The 19478-nt window shown below is 31.6% G+C and carries 18 protein-coding genes and 1 rRNA gene; 13 read left to right on the top strand and 6 right to left on the bottom strand.

Translation table 11 applies throughout. The features are described from left to right. Nucleotide 1: 1 nt before the first annotated feature. The 8 genes from ABIN17_04385 to ABIN17_04350 all read left to right on the top strand — a co-directional run bounded on the left by ABIN17_04385 (nt 2) and on the right by ABIN17_04350 (nt 7601). A complete protein-coding gene (locus ABIN17_04385) occupies nt 2-778 on the top strand; it encodes an inositol monophosphatase family protein (protein MEO0284296.1) in 777 nt (258 codons plus the stop codon). Between the two features lie 37 nt (nt 779-815). Next, nucleotides 816-2780, top strand: a complete 1965-nt coding sequence (feoB, locus tag ABIN17_04380) for a ferrous iron transport protein B (GenBank protein MEO0284295.1) — start codon at nt 816-818, stop codon at nt 2778-2780. A gap of 190 nt (nt 2781-2970) precedes the next feature. Further along, complete coding sequence (locus ABIN17_04375; protein MEO0284294.1) at nt 2971-3624, top strand: metal-dependent transcriptional regulator; 654 nt, start codon at nt 2971-2973, stop codon at nt 3622-3624. A gap of 158 nt (nt 3625-3782) precedes the next feature. Beyond that, nucleotides 3783-5337: ribosomal RNA gene (locus ABIN17_04370) — 16S ribosomal RNA — on the top strand. Nucleotides 5338-5571: 234 nt separating this feature from the next. Then, nucleotides 5572-6036 carry a hypothetical protein gene (locus ABIN17_04365; GenBank protein ID MEO0284293.1) on the top strand — a complete coding sequence of 155 codons (465 nt, stop codon included), beginning with the start codon at nt 5572-5574 and terminating at the stop codon, nt 6034-6036. 32 nt (nt 6037-6068) lie between these two features. Continuing rightward, nucleotides 6069-6209 carry a hypothetical protein gene (locus tag ABIN17_04360; GenBank protein ID MEO0284292.1) on the top strand — a complete coding sequence of 47 codons (141 nt, stop codon included), beginning with the start codon at nt 6069-6071 and terminating at the stop codon, nt 6207-6209. 6 nt (nt 6210-6215) lie between these two features. Continuing rightward, nucleotides 6216-6713: a hypothetical protein gene (locus ABIN17_04355; GenBank protein MEO0284291.1), complete on the top strand. Its 498-nt coding sequence runs from the start codon at nt 6216-6218 to the stop codon at nt 6711-6713. Between the two features lie 39 nt (nt 6714-6752). Further along, a complete protein-coding gene (locus tag ABIN17_04350) occupies nt 6753-7601 on the top strand; it encodes a hypothetical protein (protein ID MEO0284290.1) in 849 nt (282 codons plus the stop codon). A 50-nt stretch (nt 7602-7651) separates the two neighbouring features. Here the strand turns inward: ABIN17_04350 and ABIN17_04345 are convergent, their stop codons facing one another. The 5 genes from ABIN17_04345 to ABIN17_04325 are packed head-to-tail and all read right to left on the bottom strand — an operon-like array spanning nt 7652 to nt 13098. Next, the gene (locus ABIN17_04345) at nt 7652-8548 is read right to left on the bottom strand and encodes a glycosyltransferase family 9 protein (GenBank protein MEO0284289.1); all 897 of its coding nucleotides are present in this window, start codon (nt 8546-8548) and stop codon (nt 7652-7654) included. Continuing rightward, nucleotides 8545-9513: a GDP-mannose 4,6-dehydratase gene (locus ABIN17_04340; GenBank protein MEO0284288.1), complete on the bottom strand. Its 969-nt coding sequence runs from the start codon at nt 9511-9513 to the stop codon at nt 8545-8547. The genes ABIN17_04345 and ABIN17_04340 overlap by 4 nt, the downstream gene beginning before the upstream one ends. Then, nucleotides 9510-10403 carry a glycosyltransferase family 2 protein gene (locus ABIN17_04335; GenBank protein MEO0284287.1) on the bottom strand — a complete coding sequence of 298 codons (894 nt, stop codon included), beginning with the start codon at nt 10401-10403 and terminating at the stop codon, nt 9510-9512. Before ABIN17_04335 ends, ABIN17_04340 begins: the two co-directional genes overlap by 4 nt. 17 nt (nt 10404-10420) lie before the next feature. Next, nucleotides 10421-11722: a Glu/Leu/Phe/Val dehydrogenase gene (locus ABIN17_04330; protein MEO0284286.1), complete on the bottom strand. Its 1302-nt coding sequence runs from the start codon at nt 11720-11722 to the stop codon at nt 10421-10423. Next, nucleotides 11689-13098 (bottom strand): V-type ATP synthase subunit B, encoded by a 1410-nt coding sequence (locus ABIN17_04325; protein MEO0284285.1) that lies wholly within the window; start codon nt 13096-13098, stop codon nt 11689-11691. The genes ABIN17_04330 and ABIN17_04325 overlap by 34 nt, the downstream gene beginning before the upstream one ends. 65 nt (nt 13099-13163) lie before the next feature. Here ABIN17_04325 and neuC point away from each other — a divergent pair, with 65 nt between their 5' ends. Genes neuC through ABIN17_04300 form a run of 5 tightly spaced genes read left to right on the top strand, consistent with a single transcriptional unit; the run spans nt 13164 to nt 18546 of the window. After that, nucleotides 13164-14318 (top strand): UDP-N-acetylglucosamine 2-epimerase, encoded by a 1155-nt coding sequence (gene neuC, locus ABIN17_04320; protein ID MEO0284284.1) that lies wholly within the window; start codon nt 13164-13166, stop codon nt 14316-14318. Beyond that, nucleotides 14315-15343: a hypothetical protein gene (locus tag ABIN17_04315; GenBank protein ID MEO0284283.1), complete on the top strand. Its 1029-nt coding sequence runs from the start codon at nt 14315-14317 to the stop codon at nt 15341-15343. Before neuC ends, ABIN17_04315 begins: the two co-directional genes overlap by 4 nt. Nucleotides 15344-15386: 43 nt before the next feature. Further along, a complete protein-coding gene (locus tag ABIN17_04310; protein ID MEO0284282.1) occupies nt 15387-16391 on the top strand; it encodes a GNAT family N-acetyltransferase in 1005 nt (334 codons plus the stop codon). Continuing rightward, complete coding sequence (locus ABIN17_04305) at nt 16388-17239, top strand: class I SAM-dependent methyltransferase (GenBank protein MEO0284281.1); 852 nt, start codon at nt 16388-16390, stop codon at nt 17237-17239. Before ABIN17_04310 ends, ABIN17_04305 begins: the two co-directional genes overlap by 4 nt. Continuing rightward, nucleotides 17236-18546, top strand: a complete 1311-nt coding sequence (locus tag ABIN17_04300) for a TIGR00366 family protein (GenBank protein ID MEO0284280.1) — start codon at nt 17236-17238, stop codon at nt 18544-18546. The genes ABIN17_04305 and ABIN17_04300 overlap by 4 nt, the downstream gene beginning before the upstream one ends. Here the strand turns inward: ABIN17_04300 and ABIN17_04295 are convergent. After that, nucleotides 18543-19478: sigma-54 dependent transcriptional regulator (locus ABIN17_04295; protein MEO0284279.1), on the bottom strand; the 936-nt coding region annotated here is incomplete at its 5' end. The two genes, ABIN17_04300 and ABIN17_04295, sit on opposite strands and share 4 nt — an antisense overlap.

The raw sequence follows: 19478 nt of genomic DNA, 5'->3' as shown, positions 1-19478 counted from the left end.
GATGAGAAAAATTTATGAGGAAATTCTTGAAGAATTCAAAAAATGTGCCCTTAAAGCAGGTGATATTCTTATAAGAGAATATAAGAAAAATAATTTGAAATATAAAGAAAAAATGGAAAGGGATTATGTTTCTGAGGTGGATTTTAAAGTAGAAGAGGAAGTTAAAAAAATTCTTTCAAAAAAATTTAAAAATATCCCTTTTATAGGTGAAGAGATGGGTGGGGATTATGTTGAAGAAATGTTTATATGTGATCCCCTTGATGGAACGAGAAATTTTATCCAGAAATTACCTTTTTTTTCCTTTTCAATTGCATATGTAAAAAAGAGTGAGCCTTTTGTAGGGCTCATCTATATTCCCCTTTTAAATGAGCTTTTCTATGCAATAAAAAATGAGGGTGCCTATTTAAATGGAAAAAGGATACAGGTATCAAGGAAAAAAAAAGGATTTATAATAGGAACAGGTTTTCCATTCAGAAGGAGGGAATACTGGGATTTGTATTATAGAAAATTTAAAGAAGTTTTTGAAAATTCAGATGACTTAAGGAGACCTGGTTCAGCATCCCAGGACCTTGCCTATGTGGCATGCGGAAGATATGATGGTTTTTTTGAATTTGGACTTTTGCCTTGGGATATCTTTGCCGGGGTTTTAATTGTTGAAGAAGCAGGAGGAAAAACAAGTGATATGGAAGGTGAAAGAAACCATCTAAAAACAGGAAATATAATAGCAGGAAATATGTATGCCTATAATTTATTATTGAAGATTTTTAAAGGCAAATAAAATTTGAATTTTTTAAAAATTTATAGTAAATTAAATTATGCATGGACATTTTAATACTCTTATTAAGTCTGCTGTAAAAAAAATAGTTATTGTTGGAAATCCTAATGTTGGAAAATCTGTGATATTCAATCATCTTACAGGAAAGTATGTGACTGTTTCCAATTATCCAGGTACAACTGTTGAAATTTCAGGGGGTTTTTTAAAGGGTAATAAGGATGTTTATGTGATAGATTCACCAGGTGTTCAAAGTTTAATGCCAAGAACAGAGGATGAAAGAGTGACTTTAAGGATTTTACTTGAAGAAAATCCGGATATTGTGATATTAGTTGCGGATTCAAAAAATCTTAAAAGAGCCTTAGTTCTTCTGTATCAGGTTTCTTTATTTAAGTTTAAAACAGTTCTGGTTTTAAATATGACTGATGAAGCAAAGTTAAGAGGTATTGAGATAGATGAAAAGAAATTGAGTAATGAACTGAAAATACCTGTTGTAAAAACTGTTGCAATCCATGGAAAAGGTATAAGGGAACTATTTTTAAATTTAGAAAAGGCTTCTGTTCCTTATTTTAGTTTTAAGCCTGATAAGAAAATCACTGAGATTTTTAAAAAAATAGATAAAAAACTTGAGGGTATGATTGAAAAAAAAGAGGGAATTATTCATCTTTTTCTTGCAAGGTTTGAGGATATTGAAAATCTTTTAAAGAGTAAGTTAAAGGAGGAGGATTATAATTATATGCTAAAGATAAGGGAAAATTTTGAAAATTCTCTTTATGAACCTGTTGAATTTTATATTATTTCTGATATAAATAAAAATATTGAAAAAATTGTTTCTCTTGTAATGAAGAAAGGAGAAGTAATTTATAAAAACATAGTAAGCGATTTACTCCATAATTTTATGATACATCCCGTAGGAGGATTTATATTCATTGTGATAACTTTATATTTACTTCATTTATTTGTTGGTGTTTTTGGTGCAGGTTTTCTTGTGGATTTGCTTGAAAACAAGTTATTCGGGGAAATTATAAATCCCTTCCTTATAAAGTTATTTAATTTACTTCCTGTTCCTTTTTTAATAAAAGCTCTTTTTGTTGGAGAATTTGGAATTTTTACGATGGCTTTGACTTATGGTTTTGCCATAATTTTCCCTGTTGTTTTAACTTTTTTTATTGCTTTTGGAATACTTGAGGATTCAGGATATTTCCCGAGGCTTGCTTTTTTGTTGAATAATTTTTTTAAAAAAATAGGTCTTTCTGGGAGAGCAATTTTACCTTTAATTCTTGGACTTGGTTGTGACACAATGGCAACTATAACAACAAGAACTCTTGAAACAAAAAAGGAAAAAATTATTGTTACACTTTTGCTTGCACTTGCTGTTCCCTGTTCTGCTCAGATGGGAGTAATATTTGCTTTGATGTCTGGTATATCTTTTTCAGCACTTATAATCTGGGGAGTTACGATATTTATAAGTATGATTATTGTTGGTTTTTTTTCTTCTCAGGTGATAAGGGGAGAGAAATCATTTTTTATAATGGAAATCCCCCCCTTGAGGATTCCAAGTTTAAGAAATATATTTTATAAAACAATAGCAAGAGTGGAGTGGTATTTAAAGGAGGTAATTCCAATTTTCATTATAGGGACTTTTCTTCTTTTTATGCTTGATTTATCTCATATACTTAATTTTCTTGAAGAATTATTTAGACCAGTAGTTACAAGCCTTCTTGGTTTACCGAAAGAATCAGCAATTGGTTTTATAATGGGTTTTTTAAGAAGGGATTATGGTGCAGCAGGATTTCTTATGTTGAAAGAAAAAGGACTATTAAGTGCTACTCAAGTGATTGTAAGTACAGTTACAATTACCCTCTTTATGCCATGTATAGCTAATTTTTTAGTTATAGTAAAGGAGAGGGGTTTAAAAGTAGCCTTTTATATTTCAGTTTTTGTTATAATTTATGCTATTACAGCAGGTTTTTTAGTAAGGATGGTTCTTGCAAAATGGCCGGTTTAAAGGTAAAATGTGATTTGTGTGGAAACACTTTTGTGCCAGACTATGAAAATAGGGTATGTTTGAAATGTCCCTATAATATTTTTAAAAATTCATGTAAATTTGCAAGGTGTCCTTATTGTTTTTACGAAAATTTTATATTTTCTGATGTTAAAATTGAGAATTTTTTAAGTAAAATTTTGGGGAAATTAAAATGGAAATAAGAATAGAGGAAGCATTAAAACTTTTGTGGTTAAAAGAGGAAAGTTGGAGCGAAGAAGAATTTCAACCTGTTATAAAGTATAAAATAGAGGAAAAAGATTATGAAGAGTTAATGAAACTGGGGCTTGTAAGAAGAGAGAATGGAAAATGGGGTTTTACCGAGAGAGGGAAACATGCAGCTTCTGATATTATAAGGAGATTAAGACTTGCTGAGTGGCTTTTTCATGAGCTTGTGGAAGTTAATAATAATTATTCCAGTGAAGCTGCTTGTCGTTTGGAGCACATTTTAAATGAAGAGATAGCGGATAGAATTTGTTCTCTATTTGGGCATCCGAGGTTTTGTCCTCATGGAAAGCCTATACCTCGTGGTAAATGTTGTGGTGAAAAGAAATTTAATACTATAAAACCCATTCATTTACCTTTAACCTATGTGGAGGAAGGAGAATTTGTTAAAGTTATTTCTATTGATACTGATGATAGGAGAATTTTGCATAAGCTTGTTAGTTTAGGTTTAATGCCAGGGGTAATATTAAAGGTTTTAAAGAAAAGGCCTTTATTTATGATAGAACTGGATGAGAGTGTAATATCAGTTGATAGAGATATTGCTGAGAAGATTTTTGTTAAAATTTTGAAAGAGAGAATTTGAAATTGTGAAAATTTTATTTTATAATTATTTCAGATTAGTTAAAGGGGGACTTGAAAAAAAAAATTTTTTGAGTTATAATAATATATATAAATTTGGTATTTGAAAATTGGGTTGGGTATGCCCTGAGGAGAGGAAGTTTTAAATTTGAAAATCATTTTTTGATGGAGGGTTTGATCCTGGCTCAGGGCTAACGCTGGCGGCGTGTCTTAGCCATGCAAGTCGTGCGGAGGGGGGAAACCCCCTCAGCGGCGGACGGCGGAGTAACACGTGGCTAACCTGCCCCTGGGAAGCGGACAACCCAGGGAAACTTGGGCTAATCCGCTATATTGTCTCAGGAGGGCATCCTTCTGAGATGAAAGGGGGGCCTCTGTTTTACATGCTCCTGCCCAGGGAGGGGGCCGCGTCCCATCAGGTAGTTGGTGGGGTAATGGCCCACCAAGCCTATGACGGGTAGCCGGCGTGAGAGCGTGGCCGGCCCGAGGGGCACTGAGACACGGGCCCCACTCCTACGGGAGGCAGCAGGCTAGAAAATTGGGCAATGGGGGAAACCCTGACCCAGCGACGCCGCGTGGGGGAAGAAGCCCTTCGGGGTGTAAACCCCTGTTGGGGAGGACGATGTGCTGGGAGGCGAATAGCCTCTCGGTATGACGGTACTCCCAGAGGAAGCCCTGGCTAACCTCGTGCCAGCAGCCGCGGTAATACGGGGAGGGCAAGCGTTGCCCGGAATCACTGGGCTTAAAGGGGATGTAGGCGGTCGGGTGTGTCGGATGTGTAATCCATCCGCTCAACGGATGGGCTGCGTCCGAAACTACCCGACTAGAGGGCACCAGAGGGGAGCGGAACTCACGGTGTAGCGGTGAAATGCGTGGATATCGTGGGGAACGCCAGTGGGGAAGCCGGCTCCCTGGGGTGTCCCTGACGCTGAGGTCCGAAAGCTGGGGGAGCGAAGGGGATTAGATACCCCCGTAGTCCCAGCTGTAAACGATGCGGGCTAGCCGTGGGATCCCTTTAGGGAATCCGTGGCGCAGGGAAACCGTTAAGCCCGCCGCCTGGGGAGTACGCTCGCAAGGGTGAAACTCAAAGGAATTGACGGGGGGGCGCACAAGCGGTGGAGCGCGTGGTTCAATTCGTTGCTAACCGAAGAACCTTACCCGGGCTTGACATGCCGGTAGTATCCCTTTCGAAAGAGAGGGAGATCCCCCTCTGGGGGAAGCCGGCACAGGTGCTGCACGGCTGTCGTCAGCTCGTGCCGTGAGGTGTTGGGTTAAGTCCCGCAACGAGCGCAACCCTCGCCCTTAGTTGCTACAGCGGGCATGTCCCGGCTGGGCACTCTAAGGGGACTGCCCCCGACGAGGGGGAGGAAGGTGGGGATGACGTCAAGTCCGTGTGGCCTTTATGTCCGGGGCTACACACGCGCTACAATGGGCAGGACAGAGGGAAGCGACCCCGCAAGGGGGAGCAAATCCCAAAACCTGCCCCCAGTTCGGATCGGGGTCTGCAACTCGACCCCGTGAAGCCGGAATCGCTAGTAATCGCCGGTCAGCAATACGGCGGTGAATACGTTCCCGCCCCTTGTACACACCGCCCGTCACGCCATGGAAGTCCCGAATGCCTGAAGGCTCTACTTATGTAGAGCTGAAGGCAGGCGGGATGACTGGGGCGAAGTCGTAACAAGGTAGCCGTACGGGAACGTGCGGCTGGATCACCTCCTTTCTAAAAGGAAAATTTCTCAGGGCATACCCAACTTATTCTTTTTTTTTAAATATCCTGAGGAGAGAGTGCAAAATCACAAAAGATTTTTTTGAAGTTAAGTTGGAGTGTTTACTATACAAGAAAATTTTTTAGAAAGGCGCTCCTAAAAATCTTATTCACCCAGAAAAATTCAATATTGTTATGTGTTCTAAATGCTATTTGAGTTTTTCGAATTTTTTCTTTATAATTTAAATTATGAAAATAATAACTATTCCAAAAGTATTAAGGGAAAAACTTGGGGAAGACGGCGTTGATGCATTAATTGAACTTTTAAATGCTTCTAATGAAAAACTGAAAATTGATTTAATTGATTTACAGACTGAAAAATATGAAAAGAAATTGACCGAGGAGATTAATAAATTAAGAGCCGAAGATATTGCAAAACTCGATAAAAGGATAACTGAAGAAAATGCAAAACTTGATAAAAGAATTGCAGAAGAGATTAACAAATTAAGGTCCGAAGATATTGCAAGACTTGATAAAAGGATAACTGAAGAAAATGCAAAACTTGATAAAAGGATAACTGAAGAAACAGGGAAATTAAGAGTTGAAATTTTAAAGAGCTTCGCAAACATAATAAAATGGATTTTTATATTCTGGGTCGGACAAATAAGTGTTATGACTTTAATATTTTTTACTTTTTTAAAATTCATTAGATAATTTGGTTGCTTTATATTTATGGAAAAAGCAAAATGCAAGAACATTTTTTAGTAGATACCCCTTTTAATCTTATTAAACCAGAAAAATTCAATATTGTTATGCTATTCTACATTTTATTTAAAGGTCTTCTTCTACTTGAATTTGAAAAAAATAATTTTATTGTATTAAAATAAAATATGATGAAAAAATTTTTATTTTTTATTTTAAGCTCTTTCCTTTTTGCCTCAAATTTTATTCACGAGTTTTCTCTAAGTCTTCTAAAGGGCAATGTTCCTCTCCAAGAATTTGCTAAAGTATCAAATGCTGGTTTTGGAATTGAATTATCTTACAGATTGAGGATTTATCATATCTTATGTTTATCTTTATCATCTGATTATTCTTATTTTATTCCACAAAAAGATTATAAGGGATTTAATTTATTTGATTTTAATATTGGGTTTGAATATGTTCCTTTCAGTTTTAAAAACCCTTTTTCTCCTTATTTAAGAATAAGTTCAGGTATTTATAACTTAAAACAAGATGTTTTATCACAGAGAAAAATTGGTTTTGGAATTGGTACAGGTTTTTATATTTCGCTTCTTGATTTTAATTTTTCTTATAATAACATTTTGACCAGTGTGAAAAATACAAGTTTTTTAAGTTTGGGGTTAAAATACAGGATACCTGTTAACGAGTAATGTGGGTTCAAATCCCTTAAATTTTTTAGGAGTAATTAAATGAAAAAATTAATAGCCCTCATAATAGCACTTCCCCTATTTGCAGGGGGAGAGGCGTGGCTCAATCTCGGATACGGAAGTGCTTCCCAAGAATACGATAAAGACGGAAACGCTCATGATATAGGGGGATCTGCCAGTATAATGAACATCTATCTTGGAGGCTCATATGATTTTTACAAATTCCCTACTCTAACACTTTTTGGAGGTGGAGATTTAAGATTATCTCAGCATAAAATTTCACCTGATCAGGGAAATTCAGTTTCAAGTGGTTTTGCACTTCAGAATTTAGTGCTCTTCCTTGGTGCTAAAGGTCTGTTCTTTAAGGCAAAGCTCGGTTTTCTTATGGATTTGGGACCTGAAATGGGTACCAATAAGATTCCAAATACAGATGAACAGAATGCTATTATGATCAATTTAAGCGGCACTTTACCAAATCCAATGTTTTCACTTTCTGCAGGTATATATTATTTCCTCACACTTGAAGGTGAGACAAAAATATTTGTTCCTTTTCCACAGCCTGGTTTTCAGACAGTTAAAATAGATAATGGTGACTATTTTGCCTTTTTTGCAAAGGGTGGATATAAATTTGCAATTGGTGAAGCTGGACTTGAGTTAATTTACAGAATGAGAACAACTCAAAAAAAAGAAGGTGAGGAAATTCCGGATACTGATGGAAATCATTTTTCTTTGATACCTTATGTTACAATAACTCCTCCTGCTATGCCGTTTTCTTTCTTTATCAAAGGAGCAGTTGTTGACGAATACCTTCCATACGGAATATCTTTAATGGGTAAAAATGATTTTGTAACAAGATTGGGCTTTACTTTAGGAGGAATATTTAAATTCTGATTATAAATCTGTAAAAGAAGAATGAGAGGGGGGAGATCCCCCCTCTTTTTTTAAAAAATAAAATTATTAAAAATCTTTAAATTATAACATCTTTTATTAAATAAACATATTCCTTCACCATGTAGAGAGCAGGGTGAGCAGAAAGTTTTATTAAAAATTACTTTTAATTCATCTCCAAAGGGTTTGAATCCGTAAAGAAAAGTAGTGGGTCCGAAAAAAACTACACCACTTTTTTTATAAGCACTTGCTATATGTGAAACCATTGAGTCAACTGTTATAACAAAAGAAGAATTCTTCACTATATAAAACAATTCATTTAAATCAGTTTTGCCCCTTAAATCAATGATTTTATCATTTATGAAAGGTAAATTTTCTTTTTTACTTTTTTCATCACCTACAATAACACAAAAATTTTCCTTACTTTTAATTTCAAGTATTTTTTTTAAAGTTTTATCTTTTAAGTTTTTTTTTCCTTTAGATGAAAAAGGAGCAATTAAAATATATTTTTCCGGCAATCCTTTAAACTCTTTTTCCCCTTTCAATATGGGTCTAACATAAAAATCTTCATTAAAAATTTTTTCAAATGGTTCAGAGAATATTTTTATAAAGGATTTTTCTTTTAAAGGAAACCTGAAAAATAAATATAATCTTCTTCTTAAACTTCTTTTATTTGCATATAATTTTTTTTTCGCTTTTATTTTTTTCATTAAAAAGAAACTCTTTAAGTTCTTCTGTAAATCAACAGCATAGTCGAAACTTTGCTTTAAAATTTCTTTTTCCTTTTCCAGTTCTAAAATTTTTAAATTTTCAAAGCCATCAAAAATATTTTTAAACTTTTTCTTTATTACTAAAAAAACCTCAATGTTTTTCTTTAAAAGTTTATCTATAATTCCTGTTAAAAGGATTAAATCTCCACCTGAGGAAAATCTTAATATTAAAATTTTCAAAGTAAACTGAAATTTGAAGGAGATTCAAATCCAGTTTTTTTATAAAATTCAAAAGTCTCCTTAAGCCCTTCCTTGAAATTTGTCAATTTAATTTCACCCAGTATTTTACTTATTTTACTATTATCCCCTCTCAATTCCAGAATTTCATTTTTAAAAGGTCTTTTTCTTATATCTAATTCTTTTATTTTCTTTTCTACTCCTGATATTTCAAACAAAAGCTTAATTATTTCCCTGACAGAATAAGATTTTCCTGAACATATATTTACTTCTTCACCTTTAAAATATTCCTTTTCAATCAATTTTTCAATTATTTTAGCAAGATCCTTAACATAAAGAAAATCCCTTTTTGTGTTTAAATTTCCAATTTTTATTACTTTTGAATTTAGTATTTCATATATTATCCATGGAATAAGGGATCTTATTGATTGTCTTGGTCCATAACTATTAAAAGGTCTTAAAATTAAAAAGGGAATATTTTCATAATTACATATTGACTTTACAAGCTCATCACAGGCAATTTTTGAGGCAGCATAAGGTGATAAGGCATTTTTACTATCTTTTTCTTTAACTGGTAACTTTTCTGGATTTCCGTATACTTCTGAGGTGGAAAAATGAATCAGGGGAATTTTATTTTTTTTCAAAGCATTTAAAATATTAAAAGTTATTAAAGTATTGTTAAAAAAAACTTCCTCAGGATTTTCAAAGGACCTTTTAACAGATATATTTGCTGCAAGATTTATCAAAAGGTTTACTTTTTTAATAAATTTTTCAATTTCCTCCCTTGCCCTTAAATCACCAAAAACAATTTCTATATTTTTAAAATTTTCCTTATTTAAAAACTTAAGATTTTGAATATCACCCTGAGAATTATATCTTAAAAAGGCAATAATTTTAAATCTGTTGCTTAAGTGTTCGACAAGATGACTTCCTATAAAACCTCCTGCACCTGTTATAAGAATTCTCATTTTTTTCTTTCTAACTTATCAAGCCTATCATAAATTCCTGCAATAGCTTCACCTAAGAAACCTACTACAAAAAGGGAAAGACTTAAAAGTGTGAAAAGGGCTAAAAGGAAAATTACTGAAATAAGTCTTACTTTTTTATGAAGATAATATTTAAAATAAATTCCAATTATAGCACCTATTAGTCCTGTAATAAAAGAAAAAATTCCAAGAGTACCAAAAAGTAACATTGGTTTTCTCATAAAGGAAATTTGAATTTTTACAGCAATAAGATCAAGAAAGCCTATTAAAATTCTCTTTAAACCCCTGTATTTACTCTTTCCGTACCTTCTTGGTCTTAAAGTGACTTGAATTTCAGTAACAGAAAATCCATATTCCCATCCCCAGACTACAATATAACGGTGCCAGTCCTTTCTTAAAGGAACTTCTTCTAAGACTTTTCTTCTTATTGCTTTAATAGAGTTCATATCAGTGGCAGGAACATTGAAAAGAAGTCTCGTTAAATTATTATAGAAAAAAGAAACAATTTTTTTATTATATTTTCCTGTTTTTTTACCACAAACTATATCAAATCCTTCTTCAATTTTATCAAGGAGCCTTTTAGCATCTTCAAAAGTAAACTGAAGGTCAGCATCAAAAATTATAAATATTTCACCTTCTGCCACCTCCATTCCTTTCTGCAAAGCATAAGTTTTCCCCATATTTCTTCTATAGGAAACAAATTTTAGATAATTTTTTTCCTTTAGGTAAGGTTTTATTTTTTCTCTTGTGTTATCAGTAGATCCATCATCTATATATATAAACTCCCAGTCTTTTAAGTTAAATTTATTTATAAAATCATCAATCTCTTTTATTAAATCATCAATATTTTCTGCTTCGTTATAACCTGGTATTAAGACACTTACTTTTTTTATGGGAAAATTCCCCTCCTTTCTATTGCATCTATTATTCTTGATAAACCTATTATAAGAGCTGAAGTTCTTAAATCAGTTTTTAATTCTTCAGATTTATTGATAACCTCTTTTAAAGCATTTATTAAAATTTCTTCAAGTTTTTCAAAAATTTCTTTTTCTTTCCAGAAATAATACTGTAAATCCTGAACCCATTCAAAATAGGAAACAATAACACCACCTGCATTAGCGAGAATATCAGGAATTATATAAATTCCTTTATCAAGTAAAATTTTCTCTGCCTCAGGAGTAGTAGGTCCATTTGCACCCTCAACTATTAAAAAAGCTTTTATTTTTTCAGCATTTTTTTCAGTTATCTGTCTTTCAAGAGCAGCAGGAACAAGTATATCTACATCCAGCTCAAAGAGATCTTTGTTTTCTATAAAATCACCTTCACCTTTTATTTCCTTTAAGAATTTTTTTTCTTGTATTAATTTCAAAATTTTTGGAATGTTTAATCCATTTTTATTAAAAAGACCTCCTGAAACATCAGTTACAGCACAAACCTTTGCACCAGCATCATAAAAGGATAAAGCTAAAACAGAACCTACATTTCCAAAACCCTGAACAGCAATTTTTTGTTTTTCCAAATCCTTATTTTTTATTTTCAAAAATTCCCTTGTAACAAAAAAAACTCCTTTACCTGTAGCTTCCCTTCTTCCAACAGAACCTCCAAGAGAAACAGATTTTCCTGTTACTATACTTGGTGTTGTAAAACCCTGAAACATAGAATAAGTATCCATAATAACATCCATTATCATATCATTTGTATTAACATCAGGGGCAGGGACATCTCTATATGGTCCTATTAATGGTAAAATTCCTGATGTGTATCTCCTTGTTAATCTTATTAATTCTCCATGAGAAAGTTTTGAAGGGTTAACTTTTATTCCTCCTTTACCACCCCCGAAGGGTATATTAACAAGTGCATTTTTAAAACTCATCCAGGCTGAAAGAGCTGCTATTTCATCAAGGGTCACATCAGGATGATACCTTATACCACCCTTTGCAGGTCCCCTTGCTGTTGAATGCTGGACTCTGTAGCCTGCAAAACATTTAATTTCTCCGTTATCCATTACAACAGGTATAGAGACTCTTAAAACTCTTTCAGGTTCAAGAATTGTTTCAAAATATTTTTCGTTCAAATTACCAATATGAAAAGCTTTTTCTACCTGCTGGGCGACCATTTTAAAAACTGGTCCCCAGATTTCATCTTTTTCAATACCTTTTAATAGGCTTCTTTTGCCTGTTGTGGTATCCATTGTTTATAAAATTCCTCAAGATATTTTCTTTTAATTTTAGAGAGTTCTGTTTTGGGTAACATTCCCATTAAATTCCATCCTATTTCAAAAGTTTCCTCAATTGACCTTTCTTTATCTCTTTGATTCAACATAACATTTTCAAATTCATCAGCAAGTTTTAAATATTTTTTATCAATGTCACTTAAAGCATCCTCTCCAATAATAGCAACAAGCCTTCTTAAATCTCTTCCCCTTGCATAACAGGCATAAAGCTGGTCTTTCCACTCCCTGTGATAGCTTTTAGTTTTTCCTTCACCAATACCCAAGTTCATAAGCCTTGATAAACTCATTAAAATATCAATTGGAGGGAATATTCCCTTTCTGTGAAGCTCCCTTGACAACACAATCTGACCTTCTGTAATATAACCTGTAAGGTCTGGAATTGGATGAGTGATATCATCATCTGGCATTGTTAAAATTGGTATCTGAGTTATTGAACCCTTTTTACCCCTTATTCTTCCTGTTCTTTCATACATGGTTGCAAGGTCTGTATACATATAGCCTGGGTAACCTCTTCTTCCCGGTACTTCTTCTCTTGCTGCTCCAATTTCTCTTAAAGCTTCGCAGTAATTTGTCATATCAGATAGAATTACAAGAACATGATAATCAAGTTCAAAGGCAAAGTATTCTGCAACTGTAAGAGCAAATCTTGGAGTTAAAAGTCTTTCTACAGCAGGGTCATCAGCAAGATTGACAAAAGCAACTATTCTACCAAGTGCTCCACTTTCCTTAAATTCCTTCATAAAGTAAGCATACTCCCTTGAAGTTAAACCCATTGCTGCAAAAATTATTAAGAATTCCTCACCTTCTCCTCTTACTTTAGCATACTTCATTATCATTGCAGCTATTTCATTTGCAGGGAGTCCTGCTCCTGAAAAGATTGGTAATTTTTGTCCTCTCACTAAAGTATTGAATCCATCAATTGCAGAAATTCCAGTCTGAATAAAGTCAGAAGGTTTATCCCTTGCAATTGGGTTTATAGCAGCACCTACTATTGGTAATCTCTTCTCAGGAGTTGGTGCAGGAAGTCCATCTATGGGTTCACCTCTTCCATTAAAAATCCTTCCTATAAGTTCTTTTGAGACACCTATATGAACCTGATCTTCCAGAAATCTTACCTTAGTTGAAGCCACATCAAGTCCAAGTGTCCCTTCAAGAACCTGAATTACAGCATATTTTTCGGATACTTCAAGAACCTGTCCCTTTCTTTTAGTTCCATCTGGCATTATTATTTCTACAAGTGCTGCATAGGAAAAATCTTTCGCCCCTTCAAGAAATAAGAGAGGACCTGATATATAAGAGACTGTCTGGTATTCTTTTGTGGAAAGTTTTTCCATTTTTTCCTCCTTATGTTATAAAATTGTTTTTAATAATTTTTTAAGTTTTAATTATAATAAAAAAGATGAAAAAAATAAAAACAGTTTTTATAACAGGTTCAAGGGCTGAATACGGACTTTTATACCCTGTTTTAAAAACTTTTAAAATTTCGCCGGAGTTTGATTTTAAACTTGTAATTACAGGTTCTCATCTTTCTCCTTTTTTTGGTTTAACAAAAAATGATATAATTAATGATGGTTTTAATATAGATTATGAGGTTCCCTTCCATTTGGATTCTGATCTTGATGAGGCTTTTCCTATCTCTCTTGGAAACGGAATTATCCAGTTTACTCATGTATTTAAAATTTTAAAACCTGACATAGTTTTTGTTTTAGGAGATAGGATTGAAGTTCTTTCTGCTGCTCTTTCGGCAAATTTTTTAATGATTCCCCTTGCCCATATCCATGGTGGAGATAATACTTCTTTTATGTTGCCTGATACATATATAAGACACTGTATTTCAAAACTTGCTCACATTCATTTTCCTGCTACTAAAAATAGTAAAAAAAATCTAATTAAAATGGGGGAGGATAAAAGAAGAATTTTCGTAGTGGGAAATCTTGGAATTTATTCTCTTGATTTTAAAGAGATTCCTGATTATAAAATTTTAAAAAATAAATATAATTTATTTAAAGAAAAAGAATATGCTCTTTTAATCCATCATCCCTTTCCTTTTGAAAAGGAAAAATCCTTAGAGGAACTTGAGATTATCCTTAAAGCCCTTTTTAAATTTAGCTTACCCTTTGTAGCTATTTCTCCAAACAATGATCCAGGAGGAAGAGAAATGAGAAATTTTCTTTTTAGTGAAGCTCAGAGAGGAAATTTTATTTTAATTGATAATTTACCCTATAGAGAATTTATTTCTTTAATGAAAAATGCAAAATTCATGATAGGAAACTCATCAAGTGCCCTTTATGAAGCATGTCTATTTAAAATTCCTGTTATTACTGTAGGGAGAAGAACAGAATTAAGGGAAAGGGGAGGTTACATTTATAATGCTTTAAAATCAGAGGAAATTGAAGACTCAATAGAAAAGATTTTAAAGGGTAAATTACCTAAATTTATTCCTTCACCCTTTAAGAGAATAAGGGGTGATTTGATAATTAAAAAGGTTATAATAAATTTTTTTAAAAATTACGCAAAAGAGGAAATTTTTAACAAAAAACTTAATATTGAATGAAGATAATTAACACAAAAGAGGAATGGGAGAATATTCTTAAAAATTTTGAAAATACTGATATTTTTTTTACTTATGACTTTTTGGAGATAAATACAATAATAGAACCTGGAAGAGTTGAGGCAATATATTATGAAGATGAATCTTTAAGATTTTTTTACCCCTATATTAGAAGACCTTTCAATAATTTACCTTATGTTCCTGATAAATACAGGGATTATTCTGATATAACTTCCCCTTACGGTGCTTGTGGTCCTCTTTTTAAAGGTGATGTTAGAAAAATTTTTAAGAAGCTAAGGGATTATTTTACTGATACAAAAACTGTTTCAGAATTTGTTAGATTTCATCCTTTAATTGAAAATCATATTCCTTTAAGTGATTATTATGATCTCTTAGTAATATCTCCTTTAGTATACATGGATTTCTCTGAATTTAATGATACTGAAAGTATTTTTAAAAGTTTTAATGAAAATGTAAGAAGAAATATAAGGTTTGCTGAAAAAAATAATTTTGAATTTTTAATATCAAATAAAATTGAAGATATAAAAATTTTTTATGATGTTTATATAAATACTTTAAAAGTAAAACAGGGAGAAAGAAGGCATTTTTTCCCTTTTGAATTTTTTAAAGAAATTAGCACAAAAGATTTTTCTTCTTTTTATTTCATTTTTAAAGATAAAAATATTTTATCCTCTGGTTTATTTTTAAAATATAACATTTTTTCCCATTATTTTTTAGGTGGGTTAAGTGAAGAAGGCTATAAAACTAAAGGCTCTACTCACTTTCTTTTCTGGTGTTTTATAAAGGAAAATTTTAAAAAGTTTAGATATTTTTCCCTTGGAGGAGGAAGAGGAAAGCCGGACTCTTTATTGGATTTCAAAAGGGGTTTTTCTAAAAAAGAAAAAGATTATATAATTTCAAAAAAAATTTATTTCCATGATATTTACAAAGAACTTACATTTGAATTTATAAAATATAAGGATATTAAAGATATGCCCACACTCTTTCCTCAGTATAGGGATATATAATTAAAAATTGATAAGAAAAATTAATTTCTGTTAAAATCTTAACATGCTTCAAATCTTTGAAGGAAATTATTTTCATAACATTTCTTTGCCTGATATATTTTACACTCCAAAATATATTGAAATTTTCTCAAAATACGAAGATGGTGAGCCCTTGTTTTTTTATTATGAAAATGATAAAGGAAAAGTTTTTTCTCCTTTTATTAAGCGAAAAATAAAATCTAAAAATTTTTTTGATATATCAACTCCCTATGGTTGTGGAGGTTTGCTTGTAGAATCAGAAGATAAGCATTTACTTACAAAAGAATTTTATAAGGAATTAAAAGTTTTTCTTTTGGATAATAAAATTGTGGCTGAATTTGGAAGACTTCACCCTTATTTTTTCGATAAATCATTGATTCAGGAGAATTTTATTACCCATTTTGTTACTTTCAGTGTTTTTATTGATTTAAAAAAAAGGTTTGAAGAAATGGAAAAGAGAATAAGAAAAGGGCACAGGGCAATTATTAAAAAAGCAATCAGGGAAAAAGTAGAATTAAAGATATCAAAAGAGGAAAGAGATATAAAAATTTTTCATACTCTTTATATTGAAACAATGAAAAGAAAGAAAGCAAGAGATTTTTATTTTTTCCCTTTGTGGGTTGTAAGAGAATTAGTAGAAAATTTTAAATATTCTTTTGTATTTATTTCTTTTTTTAAAGGGATTCCTATAGCATCCTCAATATTTTTGGGTTATGGTAAATTTTTCCACTATTTCCTTTCCGGTTCTAATCATAACTATAGAAATTTAGGTGGAACACATCTTATTATTTATGAAGCAATTAAATTTGCGAAAGAAAAAGGTTTTGAAATAATGCATCTTGGTGGAGGAATGAAAGGAGAGGATGAACTTTTTTTATTCAAATCAGGATTTTCAAACTGGCATCTTCCATACTATGTTTACGGTTTAATTCATAATGAAAAAGTTTATAATGAACTTGTTGAAGAAAGAAAAAAAATGGGACCTATAAAAGATGAGTTTTTCTTTCCCCTCTACAGAGCTCCTTTATGAATAATGATTATCTAAAAGAAAAAATTTATCAGAAAATTAAAGAGATTACTGAAAGAAATGAGGACTGGATGAAACTCTCAATACCTAACTGGGAAAAAGGTGAAAAGGAGAAATATCTAAAATCAAAATCTGATTTGAGAATAGATTATACTTTTTTTGTTAACTTTTTAGATAGGGAATTTTCTTTAAAAAATAAAAAAATTCTTGATTTAGGATGCGGTTTTGGACACAATTCTTTTTTACTTGAAGAAAAAGGAGCAAAGGTTTTTTCCCTTGATATTGAAAATGATTTTGTTTATGTTGTTAATTTAAAAAAGAAACTTTCAGAAAGTAATATAAAACCTCTTGTAGGTAACGGTTTTAATCTTCCTTTCAAAAGTGAAGTATTTGATATCGTTATCTTAACCCATACACTTGAACATATTAAAGATAATTTTATTTTTTTAAAAGAGGTAAATAGAGTAATGAAAAAGGGTGGTATTTTATATCTTTCAATTCCCAACTATTTTTTCCCCTTTGAGCCCCATTTTAAAGTTCCTTTAATACCTTTTTTACCTAAAAATTTATCAAAGTTTTTAATAAAAAATTTTTTTTATAGAAGGGGTTTAAAAAGAATAAAAAAGAGATGGGAAGATATTCCTTTTCTTGAAAGCTTTCTTTTAGAATTGAATTTTATTAAATTTTTTGAACTTGAAAAATTAATAAAAAAAATAGGTTTTAAGATTTATAAAAAAAATTTCATTTTTGAAGAAGAAATGATACCTTCAAAAAAATTGATATTGAAAAAAATTTTAAAAATTTTCAGGTTTTATCCATTTGAAACAAGATTTATTGCTATAAAAAAATGAAGAAGTTTTTTAAATATTATTTTTTATTTTTTGAAAAATTTTACCCTGACCCCTTCATTTTTGTTTTGATTCTGACAATTATTACAATTCTTTTAGGGTCTTTCCTTACAGAGAATTCTATTATTGATATGGTTTATTACTGGGGGAATTCCTTTTGGGATCTTTTATCCTTTTCAATGCAAATGGTTTTAATTCTTGTTACAGGGGGTGCTTTAGCAGAATCACCGCCTTTAAAAAGAATTATTAAAAAAATTAGCTCTTTAAATTTAAGTCAAGAATTTTTTATTGTTTTTACTTCAATTTTTTCAATGATTCTTGCTTTTTTCAACTGGGGTTTATCCCTTATTGCTTCAGCACTTCTTGTAAAGGAAATAGGAAAATCCTTTAAAGAAAAAAATAAGTATATAAATTATCCTCTTTTATGTGCTTCTGCTTATACAGGACTTTTAGTCTGGCACGGAGGATTATCAGGCAGTGCTCCATTAACCTGTGCTACAAAGGGACACTTCCTTGAAAGTAAAATAGGAGTTATAAATATTTCTGAAACTATCTTTTCCATAAAAAATATTTTGCTCTGGTTCCTTTTTGTTATTTTTTTACCTCTTTTTATATTTCTTTTATCCAAAATTAAAATTGAATGCGAAATTCCTGAACTTGAAGAAAAAGAAGAGGAGAAAAAGCCTTTTTCATTCTTTTTGAATATTCTTGAGAATTCTTTTATTTTCCCTGCACTTTTCTTTTTAATCTTTTTAATTAACATCTTTTACATTATAAAAAAGGGTGAATTTTCCTTAAATTTAAATACTTTGAATTTTATATTTCTTTTTGCTGGACTCTTTTTACATTTTTCACCCCATTCTTATTTAAAAGCCACTTTTAATTCTGTAAAAGCATCAACAGGAATAATAATCCAGTTCCCCTTTTATGCTGGAATTATGGGTATGATGAAGTATTCAGGTCTTATAAATGTTTTTTCCATTTTCTTTGTTTCATTTTCTGTTCCTGAAAATTTTCCTTTTTATACCTTTATTTCAGCTGGTATTGTTAATTTATTTATTCCTTCAGGAGGAGGACAGTGGGCTGTTCAGGGTCCTGTGATGATAGAGGCAGCAAAAATTCTTGGTGTTCCCTTTTCAAAGGTTATAATGGCAATTGCTTATGGTGATGAATGGACAAATATGGTTCAACCCTTCTGGGCTTTACCTATTTTGGGAATAACAAGGGTAAAAGTGCAGGAATTGGTTCCTTATACACTCTTTTTCTTAATTATTTCTTTTATTTTTTTTACTCTGATTCTTTTTAATTAGTAATTTATTTTATATTTCTTTAATTTTTCATAAAGTGATTTTCTTGAAATACCAAGAATTTCTGCTGTCTTTGAAATATTCCCTTTTGTAATTTTCAATGTATTTTCAATTATTTCTTTTTCCTTTTTTTCAATTTCCTTTTCAATTATATCTTTTAAATTTTGAATTTTTATTTCTTTTTCTTTATCTTCAATTTTTTCAATCATCAAATGTTCTTTTTTTATTATGCCATCTTCAGTTAAAATTGCTGCTCTTTCCAGTATATTTTCAAGTTCTCTTATGTTACCAGGAAAATCATAGGTAATTAAAATTTTTTTACTTTCCTCATTTAGCTTTAGTTTTTTTCCATATTTTCTTTCCATTTTTTTCAAGAAATTTTCAGATATTAAAAGTATATCTTCTTTTCTTTCTCTTAAAGGTGGAAGATGAATTGGAAATACGGATAATCTATAATAAAGGTCTTCTCTAAATAAACCCTTTTCAACAAGTTCTTTTAGATTCCTGTTAGTTGCTGCAATTATTCTTGTGTTAACTTTAATTGGTTTTAATCCACCGAGTCTTTCAATTTCTTTATATTCAATTGCCCTTAAAAGTTTTGGTTGAAGTTCAAGAGGCATTTCAGCAATTTCATCAAGAAATAAGGTTCCTCCATCAGCAAGTTCAAATTTTCCTATTTTTGTTTTATATGAACCAGTAAATGCTCCTTTTTCAGAACCAAAAAGCTCATTTTCAAGAAGTTCCTTGGGAATTGCAGCACAATTGATTGGTATAAAGGGTCCTTCTTTTCTTTTAGAGTTTAAATGGATGAATCTTGCAAAAACCTCTTTACCTGTTCCTGACTCACCTGTTAAAAGAACTGCTACATCTTCTCCAGCAACTTTTTTAGCAAGTTCAAGAGCTTTTAAGAATTTTTCATTTTTCCCTATTATTTC

The sequence above is a fragment of the candidate division WOR-3 bacterium genome (assembly GCA_039803925.1).
Classification (GTDB): domain Bacteria; phylum Hydrothermota; class Hydrothermia; order Hydrothermales; family JAJRUZ01; genus JBCNVI01.
This window is presented reverse-complemented; position numbering and strand designations above follow the sequence as displayed.

Coding starts and splice junctions, on each gene's coding strand:
- ABIN17_04385 (MEO0284296.1), top strand. CDS start 2: ATGAGAAAAATTTATGAGGAAATTCTTGAAGAATTCAAAAAATGTGCC.
- feoB (MEO0284295.1), top strand. CDS start 816: ATGCATGGACATTTTAATACTCTTATTAAGTCTGCTGTAAAAAAAATA.
- ABIN17_04375 (MEO0284294.1), top strand. CDS start 2,971: ATGGAAATAAGAATAGAGGAAGCATTAAAACTTTTGTGGTTAAAAGAG.
- ABIN17_04365 (MEO0284293.1), top strand. CDS start 5,572: ATGAAAATAATAACTATTCCAAAAGTATTAAGGGAAAAACTTGGGGAA.
- ABIN17_04360 (MEO0284292.1), top strand. CDS start 6,069: ATGCAAGAACATTTTTTAGTAGATACCCCTTTTAATCTTATTAAACCA.
- ABIN17_04355 (MEO0284291.1), top strand. CDS start 6,216: ATGAAAAAATTTTTATTTTTTATTTTAAGCTCTTTCCTTTTTGCCTCA.
- ABIN17_04350 (MEO0284290.1), top strand. CDS start 6,753: ATGAAAAAATTAATAGCCCTCATAATAGCACTTCCCCTATTTGCAGGG.
- ABIN17_04340 (MEO0284288.1), bottom strand. CDS start 9,513: ATGAGAATTCTTATAACAGGTGCAGGAGGTTTTATAGGAAGTCATCTT.
- ABIN17_04330 (MEO0284286.1), bottom strand. CDS start 11,722: ATGGATACCACAACAGGCAAAAGAAGCCTATTAAAAGGTATTGAAAAA.
- ABIN17_04325 (MEO0284285.1), bottom strand. CDS start 13,098: ATGGAAAAACTTTCCACAAAAGAATACCAGACAGTCTCTTATATATCA.
- neuC (MEO0284284.1), top strand. CDS start 13,164: ATGAAAAAAATAAAAACAGTTTTTATAACAGGTTCAAGGGCTGAATAC.
- ABIN17_04315 (MEO0284283.1), top strand. CDS start 14,315: ATGAAGATAATTAACACAAAAGAGGAATGGGAGAATATTCTTAAAAAT.
- ABIN17_04310 (MEO0284282.1), top strand. CDS start 15,387: ATGCTTCAAATCTTTGAAGGAAATTATTTTCATAACATTTCTTTGCCT.
- ABIN17_04305 (MEO0284281.1), top strand. CDS start 16,388: ATGAATAATGATTATCTAAAAGAAAAAATTTATCAGAAAATTAAAGAG.
- ABIN17_04300 (MEO0284280.1), top strand. CDS start 17,236: ATGAAGAAGTTTTTTAAATATTATTTTTTATTTTTTGAAAAATTTTAC.